The following is a 15,888-nucleotide window of genomic DNA, read 5'->3' as shown; positions in this document are numbered from 1 at the left end:
AACTACCTCGCCGCCACCTGTTCGGCCAGCACGCCGTCGAGCCTGTCGTATCCGGCCTCGACGCCCTTGGCCATGCCAATGGCGACCGCGCCGTCCCGCGCTTCGCGCGAGCTGTAGAGCACGGTGTTGACCGAAATCGTGCGGCCATCCTTTTCCGTCAGCACCAGCGTGGAACGGGCCTCGCCGTCGGTCCAGTCCATGTCGAACAGTTCGACGCTGACGATCCTTTCCGGCCTGACGATCTCGCGATAGGTTCCGGTCATGCCCATGTCGCGGCCGTCGTCGTGGCGCCAGACGAAGCGGTATTTGCCACCAACGCGCAGGTCGATGGTGCAGACGGCGAACGACCAGCCATCAGGCCCGGTCATCCAACGCTTCAGCAGCGCCGGGATCGTCCAGCAGTCGAAAACCAGGTCGCGCGGTGCGTCGAAGACACGCGTCATGGCGATTTCGCGGTCGCTCGGCGTGGTCACTTCCAGCCTGTGGCTCATCGTCGTTCCTCACCTCGGTCCGCGTCTCAGGCCTTGCCCTGGTTCGCCTGCAGGTCGGCGAGCAGCATGTCCAGGCGCTTGTAGTTGCCCTCCCAGACCTCGCGGTACTCGTCGAGCCAGCCGGTCGCTTCGGCCAGCGCCTCGCCCTCGATGCGGCACGGCCTGCGCTGGGCGTCGCGGCCGCGCGAGATCAGCCCGGCGCGCTCCAGCACCTTGAGATGTTTGGAAATCGCCGGCTGGCTCATGGCAAAGGGCTCGGCCAGCTCCATCACCGAAACCTCGCCCGTCATCAGCCGCGCCAGGATCGCCCGGCGTGTCGGATCGGCCAGTGCGGTGAAGGTTGCGTCGAGACGTTCGGACGGCGTCATTGCGGTGCTCTCTCATTCCATAACTGAAAGGTTATATAGAATGCAGAGGCCGGTCAAGTTTGAAGTTGGGCAGGCGCAACGCCGACGCCCTCCCTCCCCCTTGTGGGGAGGGATACAGGGTGGGGGTTCCTCGCGTTGCTCGCAGCAAGTCTCCCGGTATTGCTCCGGGTTCACCCCACCCCTGACCCTCCCACAAGAGGCAGAGGCATTCAGGCCGCCTTGCGCGTCTTCTTGGCGTGAACGTTCTGGTTCATGCGGAACAGGTTCTCGGGGTCGTATTTGCGCTTCACCTCGAGCAGGCGGGCATAGTTGGCGCCATAGGCCGCCTCGACGCGGTCGGCCTCGTCCGCCGGCATGAAGTTGATGTAGGCGGTGCCGACAGCCTGCGGCCGGGTCGCCTCGTAGATGTTGCGGGCCCAGCCGATGCAGGTCTTGTCCATCGACGCCTCGCGCCAGCGCGCATGCACGTTCATGACGAAATGCGAGCTGCGCTGCGGGAAGGCCGTTGCATCCGTCGCCACCCGCCCGGCAGCGCCGCCGACATGGCCGACGAAGATTTCGCATTCGGGCCCCGGCAGGGCGCGGACCGCGTTGTCGAGCATGTCGATGGTCGTATCCGACAACTCGATGAAGTCGTGGCTCTTCCAGTAGTTGCGCGCGCCGGGCTGCAGCAGCGGATCGAAAGCCATCTGCCAGCCGGTGAACGGGTTAGGCCCGACGACATCGACGATCGGCTGGCCGATGCCGCGCAGGGCCGCCGTCGCCTTCTCGCCAGCTTCGAGGTCGCCGCACCAGCACATGGCCAGCACCAGAACCTCCTTGCCATGCCATTGCGCCGGCAGGAACGGCAGCGGCGGCGCCTGCCGCATCACGGTCCAGCAGGTCAGTTCGTCGGGCGCGTCCTCGAGCGCCTCGCGATATTGCCGAAGCACCGACTTGGCCTCGTCGAACGGATGCACGACAAGCCCCGACAGCACCTGCGGGCCAAGCTTGTGCAGCTTGAACTCGAAGGCGGTGACGACGCCGAAATTGCCGCCGCCGCCACGTATCGCCCAGAACAGGTCGGGATGCTCGGCGGTGCTTGCCCGCACCAGCTCGCCATCCGCCGTCACCACATCCGCCGACAGCAGGTTGTCGATGGTCAAGCCGAGCTTGCGTGTCGTCCAGCCGAAGCCGCCGCCCAGCGTCAGCCCCGCAATGCCTGTCGTCGAGTTGATGCCGGTCGGCACTGCAAGGCCAAACGCCTGCGTCTCCTTGTCGACATCGGCGAGTATAGCGCCCGGCTCGACCCAGGCGCGCCGTGCCACGCGGTCGACCCGCACCGACTTCATCTGGGACAGATCGATCATCAGGCCGCCGTCACACACGGCGCTGCCGGCGATGTTGTGGCCGCCGCCGCGCACGGAGACGAGCAGCCTGTTGTCGCGCGCGAACTTGACCGCGGCGATGACGTCGCTGGCGCCGATGCAACGCACGACAAGGCCGGGGCGTCGGTCGATCATGGCGTTCCAGACGGTGCGGGCCTCGTCGTAACCGGCATCGCCGGCATTGAGCACTTGGCCGCGCAGGCTTGCCGCGAAGGCATCGAGCACGGGCGCGCTCACGGTCGCCAGCCCGCCGTCAAGGGTCGTCAGGTTCAGGTCGTTCATGGGGCTTTCCTCCGAACAGAGAAAAGGCCTCCTCTTGCACCGCAAGCCGTCGATTGTGCGCCTCAGCCGTTCGATGGACAAGGACAAGGGCGGCACGTTTGCGCAAAAGTGATGGCTGCGCCGTGTCGTCGCCCGAACCGTGCCCGTCGGCTTCGCGCCTTGTCGTGACGAAACCCAGTCGCCATAGTGTCAAACAGCTCAGTTAGTTGAGTGCTTCGAGCGCGGCGAAATCGGAGACCGATCAAACGATGGGGTGCAAGGGCAGCGACATCGAACAGAGGGCGCTGCAAGTTGGTGCTGATAGACAGAAGCTGAATTCCAGGCCGCGAATACCCAGGCGTGTCGGCTGGTTCGGTGCGGCAACGCTTGCAAGCCTTCTCGCCTGCCATCAGGCGCTTGCCGCCGACGACCGCATGCTTCTCCTCGACCATGACGGGTTGACCATAAGGATGCATCTTCAAGCCGGCCTGAACGTGGTCGCCGAGCACAATGTGTTCTGGAACTATGCCGATACATTCGCGCCGTCGGCCGGCTTTGATTCGAACAAGACCTGGCTTGAGGGCTACATCCTGCCCGGTCTCAGCTTCACCAAGGACCTGGGCGGGATGGCGGCCTACGGCAAGGTCTCGGCCGTTGCCTCGGGCACGCTCGGCATCGATGCCTACGCCACCGGCAACACAGGCCGGGTAACTTTGGAAGAGGGCTATCTCGGCCTGCGCTCCGGCGAAAAGAGCGACCCATCCTTCGATGTCTCGGTCGGCCCGCGCGAGTTCAAGGCGGGCACCGGCATGCTGCTCGCCAATGGCGGTTCGAGCGGTTTCGACCGCGGCGCGCTCAAGCTCGGCCCTCGCAAGGCGTGGGAAATGGCCTCGATCGGTCGCTTCGGCTTCGGCGATTTCACCGGCACGGCCTTTTATCTCGACGCCAACGAGCAGAACGAAAGCGACAGCCACACAAGGATCGTCGGCGGCGACGTCCGCTATGACGGCGAAAACAACACCTTCGCCGGCCTGACCTTCGGCCATGTGCTCAAGTCCGATTCGCCCTACCCGAAGGCCGCGTCTGGCGGCATCGGCGTGCCGACGCTGGTCGCCAATGGCCGCGACGGCCTGAACTTCGTCAATTTCTACGGCCGCGCCATTCCGTTCGGCGACAGCTTCGAGAATTTCTTCGTTGCCGGCGATTTCGCCTATCAATGGAACGAAGACATCGACATGCGGGCATGGGGCGGCCGCATCCAGGTCGGCTATACCTTCGCCGAATATTCCTGGGCGCCGACGATCGCCTATTCGTACCAGACGTTTTCCGGCGACGATCCGTCGACGTCGCGGCTGGAGCGCTTCGACCCGCTTTACTACGAGGGCAGCCCGAGTTCCTGGTCGACAGGGTCGAAATCGTCGATGGTGTTCATCAACTCCAACGTCAACGCCCATCAGCTCAGCCTGCGCGTCACGCCGACCGAGCGCGACACGCTGACCCTGCGCTATGCCTATATCAGCGCCAACGAGTTGCGCAGCCCGATCCAGTTCGGCCAGGGCACGCATCTCGAAATCATCAACGGCGTGCCCAACCCGGTTGCCGGCGTCTCCGCCAAGCATCTCTCGGACGACATCTTCCTCGAATACAACCGCGTGCTGAACCCCAACACATATCTGACGGCCGGCTTCAGCGTCTCATTTCCGGGTCCCGGATCCGACTCCGTGGTCAATTCCAATGCGCCCGTCTGGACAGGAGGCTTCGTCAATGTCGTCGTCAATTTCTGAGGCCAAAACGGCAACAAGGCGCAACGGCCTCGCGGGCGCCGTGTTGGCCGCGGCGATGGCTGCTCTGACAGCGACGTCGTCGATCTCCCATGCGCAGGAGGCAAAAGTGCTGTCAGCCGCAGAGTCCGATCCCGTCAAGCTCGGCTGGATGGTCGGTTCGCCGCCGCCGGACGACAAGATCATCCGCTTTACCGATCCGGACTATTTCAGCTTCCCCAAGATGCGCTGGACCGTCTGCAACTTCCGCCAGCTGATGCCGACGGCCAATGTCAGCCGCGGGCTTGGCGCGCCGGTTCTGCTCGAACGCAAACTGGACGAGACCATCGATGCGGTGAAGTTCACCCCGCTCGGCGGCGACGCCGAGATGACATGGGAGCAGTCGCTTGATGCCAACTACACCGACGGCATCGTTGTCCTGCATGACGGCAAGATCGTCTATGAGCGTTATTTCGGCTGCCTCGACGATGCCGGCCAGCACGGCGCGATGTCGGTCACCAAGTCGTTCACCGGCCTGCTCGGCGAGATGCTGGTCGCAGAAGGCAAGCTCGACGAAAACGCCAAGGTGGCATCGGTCGTGCCCGAACTCGCCAACAGCGCGTTTGGCGACGCCACCGTCAAGCAGGTGCTCGAGATGACCACCGGCCTGCGCTACAGCGAGGACTATGCCGACCCCAATGCCGACGTCTGGATCTATTCGGCCGCCGGCAGTCCGCTGCCCAAGCCGGAAGGCTATACCGGGCCGCGCAGCTATTTCGAATACCTCCAGACGGTGCGCAAGGAAGGCGAGCACGGCAATGCGTTCGGCTACAAGACCGTCAACACCGACGCGCTTGGCTGGATCATCGCGCGCGTCACCGGCAAGTCGGTCGCCGAGCTTTTGTCGGAGCGTATCTGGAGCAAGATGGGCGCCGAGCAGGACGCCTATTACACCGTCGATTCGACCGGCACGCCTTATGCCGGCGGTGGCCTCAATGCCGGCCTGCGCGACATGGCCCGCGTCGGCCAGCTGCTGCTCGACGATGGCGTTGCCAACGGCCAGCGCCTGATACCCGAGGCGGCGATCGCCCGTATCCGCGCCGGCGGCGACAAGGCGGCGTTTGAAAAGGCCGGCTATGCGCTGCTCAAGGGCTGGAGCTATCGCGGCATGTGGTGGATCACCAACAATGCCAACGGCGCCTATTCGGCGCGTGGCGTGCATGGCCAGGCGCTCTACATCGACCCCAAGGCGCGCGTCGTCATCGCCCGCTTCTCGTCACATCCGACGGCCGGCAATGCCGCCAACGACCCGACCTCGCTGCCGGCCTATGAGGCGGTGGCCAAGCACCTGATGCAGTAGCCCTTCAGCCAGTTTTGGCGGCGGACTGGCCAGCCGTGCCGCTGGCTTTCCGCGTGCCCGACAGCCTGGCGGCAAATACGCCGAGCATGATGATGGCGATGCCAGCCAGCTGCAGTGGTTCGATTGCTGCGTCATTGGCGAGATAGTCGATCAGCAGGCCGGCGACCATCTGGCCGCAGATCACCAGCACCACCGTCCTGATTGCCCCCAGCCTTGGCAAGACGAGGCTGTTGGTGGCGACAAACAGCGCCCCGAACGTGCCGCCGAGCCAGGCAAGGGCAGGCGCTGCCGACAGGTTTTCCACGCTCCACCCGCCGAGTATCATCAGTACGGCGGCGAGGAAGACAAACCCGACGAGGTGGTTCCAGAACGAGGCACGCAGCGGCCCGATCATCAGGCCGAGTTTTCCGTTCAATGCCCGGCTCAAGCCGATCAGCAGGCCGTTGAGCACCGCGAGGAAGATGTAGCCGCTCATCATCGCCCGCCAAAAGTAAGCAGCACGCTGCCGCTCAGCACCAGTGCGACGACCGCAACATCCGTTGCGGCAAACGGCCTTTTCGCCACGCCGAAGAGCCCGAAACAGTCCATCGCCATGCCGAAGATGACTTGCCCGACAAGCATGAAAGCAATGGTGCCGGACAGCGCCAGCGGGCTGTTGGTGGTGATCGCCGCAAGCACCACGGTCAACGCTCCGGGCACGCCGCCGAGATAGGCCCAGGCCGGGCCCTTTTTCTGCGTTCCGGCTTCTTGGCGTTTGAAAATCCGCGACCATCCGGCGACAAGCAGCAAGGCGGCCGCCGCGCCGGTTCCATGCGCCGCCCATGAGGCAAACACCGGTGCACTGTGCTTGGCCAACAGGCCGTTGCAGGCGATCATCACCGCCAGCAGCGCACCTGCCGCCAGCGCCGAAAGCCAGTCCGCCGAACGTCCGATCATTCTGTCTGTGCTCCACGTCGCGCCGGCAGCAGCTGCCCAGCTTGAAAATAGCCTCCTGCAACGACAAGAAAATCCGGCTACAATTCTGAACACTCAGGACATTTTGGTCCGCAATGGCTAGGCACAAACGATGGACGGGCTAGGCGCGCTTAACGTCTTCATGCAGGTGGCGGAAACACGCAGCTTCGTCGCCGCCGGCCGCCAGCTCGGCATCTCCGCATCCGCCGTCGGCAAAGCGGTGGCGCGGCTGGAGGACAGGCTGGGCGTGCGCCTGTTTCACCGCAGCACCAGGAGCATTGCGCTGACCGCCGAAGGCAGCCTGTTCCTCGAGCGCTGCCGTCGCATCGCCGGCGAGTTCGAGGCGGCCGAAGAGGAGCTGTCGCAAGCACGCGCCTCGCCGCGAGGGCCGCTGCGCGTCAGCCTGCCCGTCGCAGGCATCTTGTTCCTGCCTGCACTCGCAGACTTCATGCGCGTCTGGCCCGAGGTCCAGCTGGAGCTCGATTTCACCGACCGGCTCGTCGACGTCATCGAGGAAGGCTTCGACGTCGTGATCCGCACCGGTAAGGCTGCCGACTCGAGGCTGATCAGCCGCAAGCTCGGCGCGTTCCGCCATCTGCTTGTCGCCGCCCCAGCCTATCTCGCCCGTGCTGGCGTGCCGGAAACGCCGGAACAGCTTCTGGCTCACGCGTGCCTGCACCACCGCCATCCGGTCACCGGCAAGCTGGAACCATGGCCATTGCTGCGCGACGGGGCATTGCTGGAGCTCGACCTGCCGGTGGCCGCCATCGCCAGCACCGTCGAGGCGCGCATCCACCTCGCCGAACAAGGCTTTGGCATCGCTTGCCTGCCCGACTATGCTGTCAGGCACCAGCTCGCCGCAGCGACGCTGGTGCCCGTGCTCGAGCCATTCCTCGACAATCGCGGCATCATGCGCGCGCTCTGGCCCGCTGGTCCCTACCTCGCACCCAAGACGCGCGTCTTCGTCGACTTCATGGCCGAACGGCTGTTTGTCGCCTAATCGAGCAGGACCAGATCCAGCTGCCCCAGCCGGTCCGGATCGGCGACGGCGTCGATGCCGACGATCCTGTCGCCGTCGAGCTTGAGCATCAGCACGACGCGGAGCTTGCCCATCGGCGCGACCAGCAGGCCGATGGCGCCGTCGACAAGTGCCGGCAGCGCGCCTTGCGCCCGGCCCTTGAAGCTTTGCGCCACGGCCTGCGCGCCGCGCAGTTCGGCCACCGCGCCCAGCTGGGCAGCGACAGCGTCGGCGCGGAACACCACATCAGGGTCGAGCACGGCCAGCAGGCCGGCGAAATCGCCGCCGCGCGATGCCGCGAGAAACGCGTCGACAACCTGTCGCTGGCGCGTACGGTCGGGCGCACGAGCCTCGTCGCTGCCCTGGACCCGGCGCCGGGCCCGGCTCGCCAGCTGCCGTGCCGCAACCGGCGTTCGCTCGACGATGGGTGCGATGTCGTCGAAGGACAGGTCGAACATGTCGTGCAGCACGAAGGCGATGCGCTCGGCCGGCGCCAGCTTCTCCAACACCACAAGCAGAGCCAGGCCCACGGCATCGGCCATTGCCAGCTCGCGCTCGGGATCGACGGCAGGGGCTTCGTCGGCAACTTCGTCGGGCCCTTCGGTTTCGAGCTGCTCCTCACGCCGTGACTTGCGCTGGCGCAGCATGTCGAGGCAGACGCGTGCCACCACGGTCGTCAGCCATCCCGATAGATTGTCGATCTCCTGCGCGTCAGTGCGCGCCAGGCGCAGCCAGGCCTCCTGCACCGCATCCTCGGCCTCGCTGGCCGAGCCCAGCATACGGTAGGCCACGGCGCGCAAATGCCCGCGATTGGCGGCAAATCGATCGGCCAGAAAAATTTCTTCGTTCATCAGTCACATTCCCTGCTGCTGTTTCGTCAAGGCCATGACGAACGAATCCCGGCCGATGTGACACGAGACCGGTTCGGGGGCAGCGGCGTCAATAACGTGAGGCGTAAAGCCGGAACAACAACTGAGATTTCGAGGAGAATTCCGATGCAAGCTCGTATGACCAACCCCGCCATCCTGCTTCCCGATGCCATGCAGGCGCTGTTTGCGCTCAACAAGGCGACCGAAAAGGACGGCCTGTCCGAGGTGACGCGCAAGCTGGTCCACCTGCGCGCCAGCCAGATCAACAGCTGCAGCGTCTGCGTCCACATGCACTCGCTCGAACTCAGGAAGCTGGGCGAGAAGGACGACCGCATCTTTGCCGTGGCCGCCTGGCGCGACACGCCCTGGTTCACGCCGGCCGAGCGCGCCGCGCTGGCGCTTACCGAAGCCGTCACCCGCATCGCCGACAAGTCCGACCCGGTGCCGGACGACGTCTGGGAAGAGGCCACACGCTACTACGATGAGAAGGCGATCTCGGCGCTGCTGCTCGCCATTGCGGCGATCAATGTCTGGAACCGCCTCAACGCCGCGGTCCGCCAGGTGGCGGGCGCCGCCTGGAACTGAGTCTCGATCGGCACCATCCGTCGCGTTCTCATCCATTGCCTCTCCCCCCTCCCGAGCGTGTCGAAGGATGGGGGGAGAGGGCGTCAGTCGCTCACCACGGCGCGGCGGTAGAGGTGCCAGGTGGCGTGGCCGAGCACCGGCAGCGCCACCAGCAGGCCAAGGAAGAACGGCACGCAGGCGGCCAGCACCATCAAGGTGACCACCAGACCCCAACCGAGCATGACCAGCGGGCTCGCAAGCACTGTCCGGATCGAGGTCAGCATGGCGGTGATGAAGTCGACCTCGCGGTCGAGCAGCATCGGTATCGAGATCACGGTGATCGAAAACAGCACCAGCGCCAGCGCGGCACCCTCGACGTGGCCGAGACCGAGGAAGATCCAGCCTTCGGGGGTGGTCAGCACGAGATCGGCGAAGCGGTCGAGCGTGGCATAGGACATGCGGCCGAGGATCAGCGCCATCAGCAGCCTGATCTGGTACATCCAGACCCAGAACACGAACAGCATGACGAAGGCCATCCACGACACTTCGCGGCGGCGCTGGGCCCAGATCACCTTCAGGACCTCTCCAGGCGTCGGCACCTGCCCGGCCTCAAGCCTGCGACTCACCTCGTAGAGGCCCACGGCCGCGAAGGGCCCGACAAGGGGAAAGCCGATGGCGAAGGGATAGATCAGCCAGGGCTTGTGCAGCACCAGAAGCGAGGTGGTGATGGCCAGGCCGATGACGACGAAGACCAGTGCGATGACGAGCCCGATGATGGGGCAGTTGGCGAAATCGGCTGCACCCTTCGACAGGCTTTGCCTGATGTCGTCGACGGTCAGCGCCCGAATCTCAGGCAGTGCGCCCGGCCGCTTGCCGCCCGCCTTGTTGCCTATGTCAGCCATCGCTTCCTCCCTCGCATGGCGCCGCACCTTACCGCGCCACGCAGTGTTTTGGACGCAAGTCACGGCAGGTTGCCAACCAAAGCTGCATAACGTGCCGCGGATCGCATTGATCGAGATCAAGCGCCGGGGGGCGGCACTTTAATACGCCCCGTTCACGCGCCTGATACGCTGTACTCACGCCTGCATGGCAAGCTTGCCGGGTCATGTCAGTAGACGGGAGGCCGAGATGGCTTACTCAGTGCATTCCAGCCACGGACAGCAGACGGCGGATCTGACGATCCGGTTCCTCCAGGCAACCGCTCGCCGCATCGCGGCAGCCGAGGCGTGGTACCGCCGCGCCCAGAGCCGGCGGATCATCGCCGCACTCAGCCCGGAGCAGATGAAGGACATCGGCTATCCTGTTGTCGATGACATTGCCAGCCTCGAGGTCGAGGCCGGACTCATGACCAAACTGCAATCGATGCGCTAGCTCAACCGTCGCAGGCAACACGTCGCGGGGTGGCGGCAAGTGGCCGGCATACCGCGACGGCGATGGTTGTTGCGCTAACTCCCCGACACCTGCGTCAGGGCGATGGCCATGCCGACGATCAGGATGGCTGCCACGCCTTGCAGCACGGTGACAACGACACTGAGCAGCGCTCGGCCAAGACCAAGGTCGAGATTGCGGGCAAACCAGCGCGTCTCCACCGCCACGTACCAGACGATGGCAACGACCAGCAGCAGCAGCGCCGCGACGCTGGCGGTGCTGTTGTGGACGCGCCACACCACGCCCGCCAGGCTGACGCCGAGGGCAAAGGGTGCCGCGACATAGCACTGGCTGTAGAACGGCGGCTTCAAGGTTGCCCGGTCGATCCGGGCGCCGCGAAAGCGCAGCAGCTTCACCGCCATCAGCAGCGGGAAGATGCTGAAGATGACGGCGCGAAAGATCAGAAGGTTGGAGTCGCTGGCGAGCATCGATGGTGCCACCCAGGAACGATCGTTGATGAAGCCGAGCTCCAGGCCGTGCACGATCAGCAGCGTCAGCAGCAGGAACATCGGCGGGCTCATCGTGTCCTGGTACTGCTCGTCCACGTCGTCGGACAGCTCGACATTGGCGTAGCGCATCATCTTGTCGGGATCGCGCAATGCCCGCCACATCGTCAGCGGGTAAAACAGCAGCCACGACACGACTTCGTAGAGCAGTTCCTCGATCGATTTCAGCAGTCGCATGAAGTCCATGCATCGCTCCTCCGCAGGCTGGTCCGCGCTGGATGATGACGGCGGGACTGGATGAAGGGAAGGGCCAGCCGCTACGGTCGCCTCATGCGAAACCGCTGCCGATACTGCGCCGGCGTGATGCCGGTGTGGCGCCGGAACAGCCGCCGGAAGAACGCCGGGTCCTCGTAGCCGACCGTCTCGGCGATCGCGTCTGTGGCCTCGGTGGTGGCCTCCAGCATCTGCTTGGCCTCCTCAATGCGCAGGCTCTGGACATAGTCGACAGGCGTGTAGCCGGTCGCCGCCTTGAAGCGGCGCTTGAAGGTGCGCTCTGGCAGGCCGCTTTCGGCGACCATGCGCGTCACCGGGTTGGCGGCGGCGTAATTGTCGGCGATCCAGACCTGGCAGTTGCCGATCGCCGCGTCCTCGTGACGCCTCGGCTTCGCCATCGCGGCGAAGGGCAGCTGGCCGTCGCTGCGGTCGCCGAGCAGGAATACTTTTGCGATGCGTGCGGCTTCCTCCTTGCCGCTGTAGCGGGCGATCAGGTGCAACGCGAGGTCTTCCCATGACGACGCACCACCGGTGGTGATCAGCCGTCCCTCGGGATCCATGTCGCAGACGATGCGCTCGGGCCGGAACTTCACCCGGGGGTAGCGGTCGCGGAAGATGTCGGCGGCGATCCAGTGCGAGGCCGCGTCCTTGCCGTCAAGCAGGCCGGCCTCGGCGAGAAAGATCGAGCCGGTGCAGACCGAGCAGATGGTCGCGCCCGCATCCAGCTGCGCCCGCACCCAGGCCATCTCGTCGGTCCAGCCGCCCGCAGCGTCGCCGTCGAGCGGCAGCGCCAGGTCGGTGACGATCACCACGTCGGTGCTCTTGGTGTCGGCGAACGTCGCATGCGGCTGGATCGGCGTGCCGATGGCGCAGGTGAACGCCTCCTTGCGCCCTGCCACGATCTCGGTTGAGATGCGCCGTGCCCTTGTCTGCTGCCCGGTCAGCCGGTCCCAGATCGAGCCCACCGCCGACAGCACCTCGAACAGTCCGTACACCGCCGCCGGTGTCGTCTGCGGCAAGGCAAGCAGGCTGATGCGGAGAGGTTCGGCTTGTGCATTCATGCACCATGAGTGGCACGTATGCCTTGTTTTTGTCCAGTATCGCTCTCGCGAGCCGACTTCGACACCCCTAGTGTCCATCCAAGCCGCCCAACGGGCGCGAGGAGACCGAAATGTCGAACGACACCACAACGACCAGCCGGCGCCGCTTCCTGCTTTCCGCAGCAGCAATTGCCGTCGTTGGCGCAACCCTCAGGAGCAAGGCGATGGCCAGCGAAACCACCACCAGGACCGTCCGCGCCAATGGCGTCGAGATCGCCACCGAGGCCTTTGGCGACCCCTCGGCGCCGCCGGTGCTTTTGATCATGGGCGCCATGGCCTCGATGCTGTGGTGGCCGGAAGATTTCTGCCGCCGCATCGCTGCCAGCGGCCGCTATGTCATCCGGTACGACAACCGCGACACCGGCCTGTCGACCAAGTTCGCGCCCGGCAAGCCGCCCTATTCGATGGACGACATGGCGACCGACGCCATCGCCGTGCTCGACGCCTACGGCATCGCAAAGGCCCATGTCGTCGGCATGTCGCTGGGTGGCATGATCGCCCAGATCCTGGCGCTGTCGTCGCCTGGCCGCGTCGCCTCGCTGACCCTGGTGTCGACGACGCCCATCGGCCTCGATCTCGACCTGCCGCCGCCCACGCCCAGCTACATGGAGCATGCCGCGACGGGCGAGGGCGTCGACTGGTCGGACCGCGCCCAGGCGACCGGCTTCATTGCCGGCGAGGCCCGGGTGATCGCAAGCACTGCCCATCCGCATGATGCGGCGAAGACCCGCGCCTTCATCGAGCGCGACCATGACCGCTCGGGCGGTTATCTCTCGGCGACCAACCATTTCATGCTCACCGGCGGCGAGGCGGTGAAGGGCAAGCTTCCCGGCCTCAAGGTGCCGCTTGCGGTCATCCACGGCACCGCCGACCCGATTTTCCCGATCGTCCACGGCAAGGCGATCGCCGACACGGTCGCGGGTTCGACCTATCTCGTTGTCGACGGCGGCGGCCACGAGCTGCACGAGGACGACTGGGGCATCGTCATCCCGGCCATCGTTAACAACAGCACAGCGCCGCGCTGAGGCGCAGGCACGTCGCCCGGAAGCGTCTGGTGAAGCGCCCGGCCCGCCGGGCGCGCCTTGGGCCAGAGCGCGCCGATCGCGCGGACAGCGGCCATAGCAGGCGCGAAACCCGTTCACGGCACCCGCCCGGGCGGCTATAGCAGTGCATCGCCGATGCATTGGAGCCCGCCATGACCGCCACGACCACCGACACCGTGCTCGACCGCTTCCTCCGCTACGTCGTCATCGACACCCAGTCCGATGCGAGCTCTTCGACCCAGCCCTCGACCGAAAAGCAGAAGAACCTCGGCCGCCTGCTCGTCGAGGAGCTTCTGGCGATCGGCCTCGCCGACGCCCATCTCGACGAGCACGGCTATGTCTACGCCACGGTGCCCGCCAACACCGACAAGCAGGTGCCGGTCATCTGCTTCTGCTCGCACATGGACACCGCGCCCGATTTCACCGGTACCAACGTCAAGCCGCAGATCCTGCGCAACTACGCCGGCGGCGACATCCGGCTTTCAGGCGACCCGCAGCAGGTCATCCGCGTCACCGATCACCCCGAGCTTGCCAACCAGATCGGCAATGACATCGTCACATCAGACGGCACCACGCTGCTCGGCGCCGACGACAAGGCCGGCATCGCCGAGATCATGACGGCAGCGCAGTTCCTCATCGCCAATCCCGACATCAAGCACGGCGCGGTCAAGCTGCTGTTTACCGCAGACGAGGAGATCGGCCGTGGCGTCGACAAGGTCGACTTCGCCAAGCTCGGCGCCACTTTCGCCTACACCATGGATGGCGAAACCGCCGGCCATATCGAGGACGAGACCTTTTCGGCCGACGGCGTCGACATCGCCATTTCGGGCGTCGCCATCCACCCCGGCTTCGCCAAGGGCCGCATGGAAAACGCCATCAAGATTGTCGGCGCCATCGTCGACCGGCTGCCCAAGGACATGGCGCCCGAAACCACCGAGGGCCGCGAAGGCTTCCTCCACCCCACCGCCCTGTCGGGCTCGATGGAAAAGGCCTCGCTCAGCCTGATCGTGCGCGACTTCACCGAGGCAGGCCTCGCCGCCAAGGAGCAGATGCTCGAAGATACCGTCAGGGACGTCCTCCAAGCCTATCCCGGCTCGTCTTACGCCTTCACGGTCAAGGAGCAGTACCGCAACATGAAGGTGGTGCTCGACCGCCACCCCGAGATCGTCGAAAACGCGCTCGAAGCCGTCCGCCGCGCCGGCATGGAGCCGGTGCGCGGCAGCATCCGCGGCGGCACCGACGGCTCGCGCCTGTCGTTCATGGGCCTGCCATGCCCCAACATCTTCGCCGGCGGCCACGCCTTCCACTCCCCCCTCGAATGGGTCAGCCGCCAGGACATGGAAAAGGCGGTGAAGACGATCGTAGAGCTGGCGAGGGTTTGGGAGGAGAGGGCGTAGGGGGCGCAAGGTTGTTTTGCGGATGCTCGGTATCGAGTTATTGAATGTCTCGATTGGGGCCGGAATCGGACCCGCAGCTTGTGGCTGCCGGGAAGCGATAGCGGACGTTCAACCCGCTGAGGCTGCCCGGAAACGTATTGCATAGTGCTGTTTCATCGCCGCGCAAATCCGGTCCAGCTTCCTATCGCAAGAGCAAGTCCGGAGTTGTGCTACTCGCCAAGAACTATGCGCAAGAGGTGGACCGTGCTTCGTGCGTTGGTTTTCTTGAGAAGATTGGCCCTGTGAAACTCGACCGTTCGCGGGGCAATTCCCAAGGTGCGGGCAATCTCCTTACTCGAATAACCCCTGACGATTTGGGCGAGCACGACACGCTCGCGGGCCGTGAAAGCGGCATGGCCGGCATCCGAGAGGACATCAAGTGCGCCTTTCAGCTTTCTGACTTCCTGCTTGGCGGCCTGTAGCTCTGGCGTTTCTAGAAATTCCCATTCTCCCTTTCGCCGGGTGATGGTGAATTGGTGGGCGCGCGCGACGTCAAGCAGGTCCACGGCCCTGCTTTTCGACAGGGAATAAGTGCACAGCACGACCATCTTCTGACCCGCCAGTGACCGGTCGAGTTCATGCTCATATTGGCAAAACTCCTTCCAGTGGCTGGTGCCGATCCAGAATGCGTTACCGCTCACTCTCATCCCAGCGAAGCCTTTTTCCAAGGCTGAACGCAGCTTCTCATTCCAGCCGCCGGTGATGTGCTGCATGTCGAACTCTCCGCCCGGAAGATACCAGTCAGCGGCAGGGATCATCTCCATCTGGCCGGCCACCAGACGTGTATCGATGTCGGGGATGGACTGCCGCAATGCATCCTTCGCCATCTCCGCGTCGATCGGATCGGAGACCGCCCAGATGCAGAATTCGTTGTCCTCCAGACCAGCCGCGAAATAGGAAGAGTTGGTGGCAAGCAGGTCCTGTTCCGCTTCGTAGAAGACGCAGATATGTGTGCCCCAGGAGATCTCGCCCATGACGCGGATGCCGGACTTGCGGGGCGCATAGGCAGGCTCATCGTTCATGTCGATGCCGCTTTCCGGATGCACGGGTACTTCACTGACCCACAAAAACGGTCGCAGCCGACGCTACGTCGACCATTCCGTTGCGGAACCTGATGATCGTACCAGTAGAATGTGCGGGGTAACTGGCC

At 64.9% G+C, this 15,888-nt stretch carries 17 protein-coding genes; 7 read left to right on the top strand and 10 right to left on the bottom strand.

The window, feature by feature from the left end:
* Positions 1–2: 2 nt before the first annotated feature.
* The 3 genes from J1C56_RS25965 to J1C56_RS25955 form a co-directional block, all read right to left on the bottom strand.
* Entirely contained in the window at positions 3–491 is a 489-nt protein-coding gene (locus tag J1C56_RS25965; protein ID WP_214392884.1) for an SRPBCC family protein, read from the bottom strand.
* 26 nt (positions 492–517) lie between these two features.
* A complete protein-coding gene (locus tag J1C56_RS25960) occupies positions 518–859 on the bottom strand; it encodes an ArsR/SmtB family transcription factor (protein WP_214392883.1) in 342 nt (113 codons plus the stop codon).
* A gap of 209 nt (positions 860–1,068) precedes the next feature.
* Positions 1,069–2,508 (bottom strand): FAD-binding oxidoreductase, encoded by a 1,440-nt coding sequence (locus J1C56_RS25955; protein WP_214392882.1) that lies wholly within the window; start codon positions 2,506–2,508, stop codon positions 1,069–1,071.
* Between the two features lie 248 nt (positions 2,509–2,756).
* Between J1C56_RS25955 and J1C56_RS25950 the strand changes: the two genes are divergently transcribed.
* Positions 2,757–4,271, top strand: a complete 1,515-nt coding sequence (locus J1C56_RS25950; protein WP_246591945.1) for an alginate export family protein — start codon at positions 2,757–2,759, stop codon at positions 4,269–4,271.
* A gap of 55 nt (positions 4,272–4,326) precedes the next feature.
* Complete coding sequence (locus J1C56_RS25945; RefSeq protein ID WP_214392881.1) at positions 4,327–5,607, top strand: serine hydrolase domain-containing protein; 1,281 nt, start codon at positions 4,327–4,329, stop codon at positions 5,605–5,607.
* A gap of 4 nt (positions 5,608–5,611) precedes the next feature.
* Here the strand turns inward: J1C56_RS25945 and J1C56_RS25940 are convergent, their stop codons facing one another.
* Both J1C56_RS25940 and J1C56_RS25935 read right to left on the bottom strand, forming a co-directional pair.
* On the bottom strand, positions 5,612–6,082 hold the full coding sequence (locus J1C56_RS25940) for a DMT family transporter (protein ID WP_214392880.1): 471 nt from the start codon (positions 6,080–6,082) through the stop codon (positions 5,612–5,614).
* Entirely contained in the window at positions 6,082–6,543 is a 462-nt protein-coding gene (locus J1C56_RS25935) for a DMT family transporter (RefSeq protein WP_214392879.1), read from the bottom strand. The genes J1C56_RS25940 and J1C56_RS25935 overlap by 1 nt, the downstream gene beginning before the upstream one ends.
* A gap of 130 nt (positions 6,544–6,673) precedes the next feature.
* On the opposite strand from J1C56_RS25935, the gene J1C56_RS25930 reads away from it, so the two are divergent.
* Entirely contained in the window at positions 6,674–7,561 is an 888-nt protein-coding gene (locus J1C56_RS25930; protein ID WP_214392878.1) for a LysR family transcriptional regulator, read from the top strand.
* Here J1C56_RS25930 and J1C56_RS25925 read toward each other — a convergent pair.
* Complete coding sequence (locus tag J1C56_RS25925; RefSeq protein WP_214392877.1) at positions 7,558–8,430, bottom strand: sigma-70 family RNA polymerase sigma factor; 873 nt, start codon at positions 8,428–8,430, stop codon at positions 7,558–7,560. The genes J1C56_RS25930 and J1C56_RS25925 overlap by 4 nt on opposite strands.
* 144 nt (positions 8,431–8,574) lie before the next feature.
* Here J1C56_RS25925 and J1C56_RS25920 point away from each other — a divergent pair, with 144 nt between their 5' ends.
* The gene (locus tag J1C56_RS25920) at positions 8,575–9,033 is read left to right on the top strand and encodes a carboxymuconolactone decarboxylase family protein (protein WP_214392876.1); all 459 of its coding nucleotides are present in this window, start codon (positions 8,575–8,577) and stop codon (positions 9,031–9,033) included.
* An 83-nt stretch (positions 9,034–9,116) separates the two neighbouring features.
* On the opposite strand, the gene J1C56_RS25915 is transcribed toward J1C56_RS25920, so the two are convergent.
* Positions 9,117–9,914, bottom strand: a complete 798-nt coding sequence (locus J1C56_RS25915) for a DUF2189 domain-containing protein (RefSeq protein WP_214392875.1) — start codon at positions 9,912–9,914, stop codon at positions 9,117–9,119.
* 226 nt (positions 9,915–10,140) lie between these two features.
* On the opposite strand from J1C56_RS25915, the gene J1C56_RS25910 reads away from it, so the two are divergent.
* Positions 10,141–10,383 (top strand): DUF1127 domain-containing protein, encoded by a 243-nt coding sequence (locus J1C56_RS25910; protein ID WP_214392874.1) that lies wholly within the window; start codon positions 10,141–10,143, stop codon positions 10,381–10,383.
* Positions 10,384–10,457: 74 nt separating this feature from the next.
* On the opposite strand, the gene J1C56_RS25905 is transcribed toward J1C56_RS25910, so the two are convergent.
* Both J1C56_RS25905 and J1C56_RS25900 read right to left on the bottom strand, forming a co-directional pair.
* Positions 10,458–11,132, bottom strand: coding sequence for a permease (locus J1C56_RS25905; RefSeq protein ID WP_214392873.1), 675 nt, complete (start codon positions 11,130–11,132; stop codon positions 10,458–10,460).
* 71 nt (positions 11,133–11,203) lie between these two features.
* The gene (locus tag J1C56_RS25900; RefSeq protein WP_214392872.1) at positions 11,204–12,220 is read right to left on the bottom strand and encodes a GlxA family transcriptional regulator; all 1,017 of its coding nucleotides are present in this window, start codon (positions 12,218–12,220) and stop codon (positions 11,204–11,206) included.
* A 203-nt stretch (positions 12,221–12,423) separates the two neighbouring features.
* On the opposite strand from J1C56_RS25900, the gene J1C56_RS25895 reads away from it, so the two are divergent.
* Both J1C56_RS25895 and pepT read left to right on the top strand, forming a co-directional pair.
* Positions 12,424–13,284: an alpha/beta fold hydrolase gene (locus tag J1C56_RS25895; protein WP_214392940.1), complete on the top strand. Its 861-nt coding sequence runs from the start codon at positions 12,424–12,426 to the stop codon at positions 13,282–13,284.
* 170 nt (positions 13,285–13,454) lie between these two features.
* On the top strand, positions 13,455–14,699 hold the full coding sequence (pepT, locus tag J1C56_RS25890; protein ID WP_214392871.1) for a peptidase T: 1,245 nt from the start codon (positions 13,455–13,457) through the stop codon (positions 14,697–14,699).
* A 209-nt stretch (positions 14,700–14,908) separates the two neighbouring features.
* Here pepT and J1C56_RS25885 read toward each other — a convergent pair whose 3' ends face one another.
* Complete coding sequence (locus J1C56_RS25885; RefSeq protein WP_214392870.1) at positions 14,909–15,760, bottom strand: MEDS domain-containing protein; 852 nt, start codon at positions 15,758–15,760, stop codon at positions 14,909–14,911.
* Between the last annotated feature and the right edge of the window lie 128 nt (positions 15,761–15,888).

The organism is Aminobacter anthyllidis (assembly GCF_018555685.1).
GTDB lineage: Bacteria > Pseudomonadota > Alphaproteobacteria > Rhizobiales > Rhizobiaceae > Aminobacter > Aminobacter anthyllidis.
Note: the sequence above shows the minus strand (reverse complement) of the source record. Positions and strands in the feature narration are given on the sequence as shown.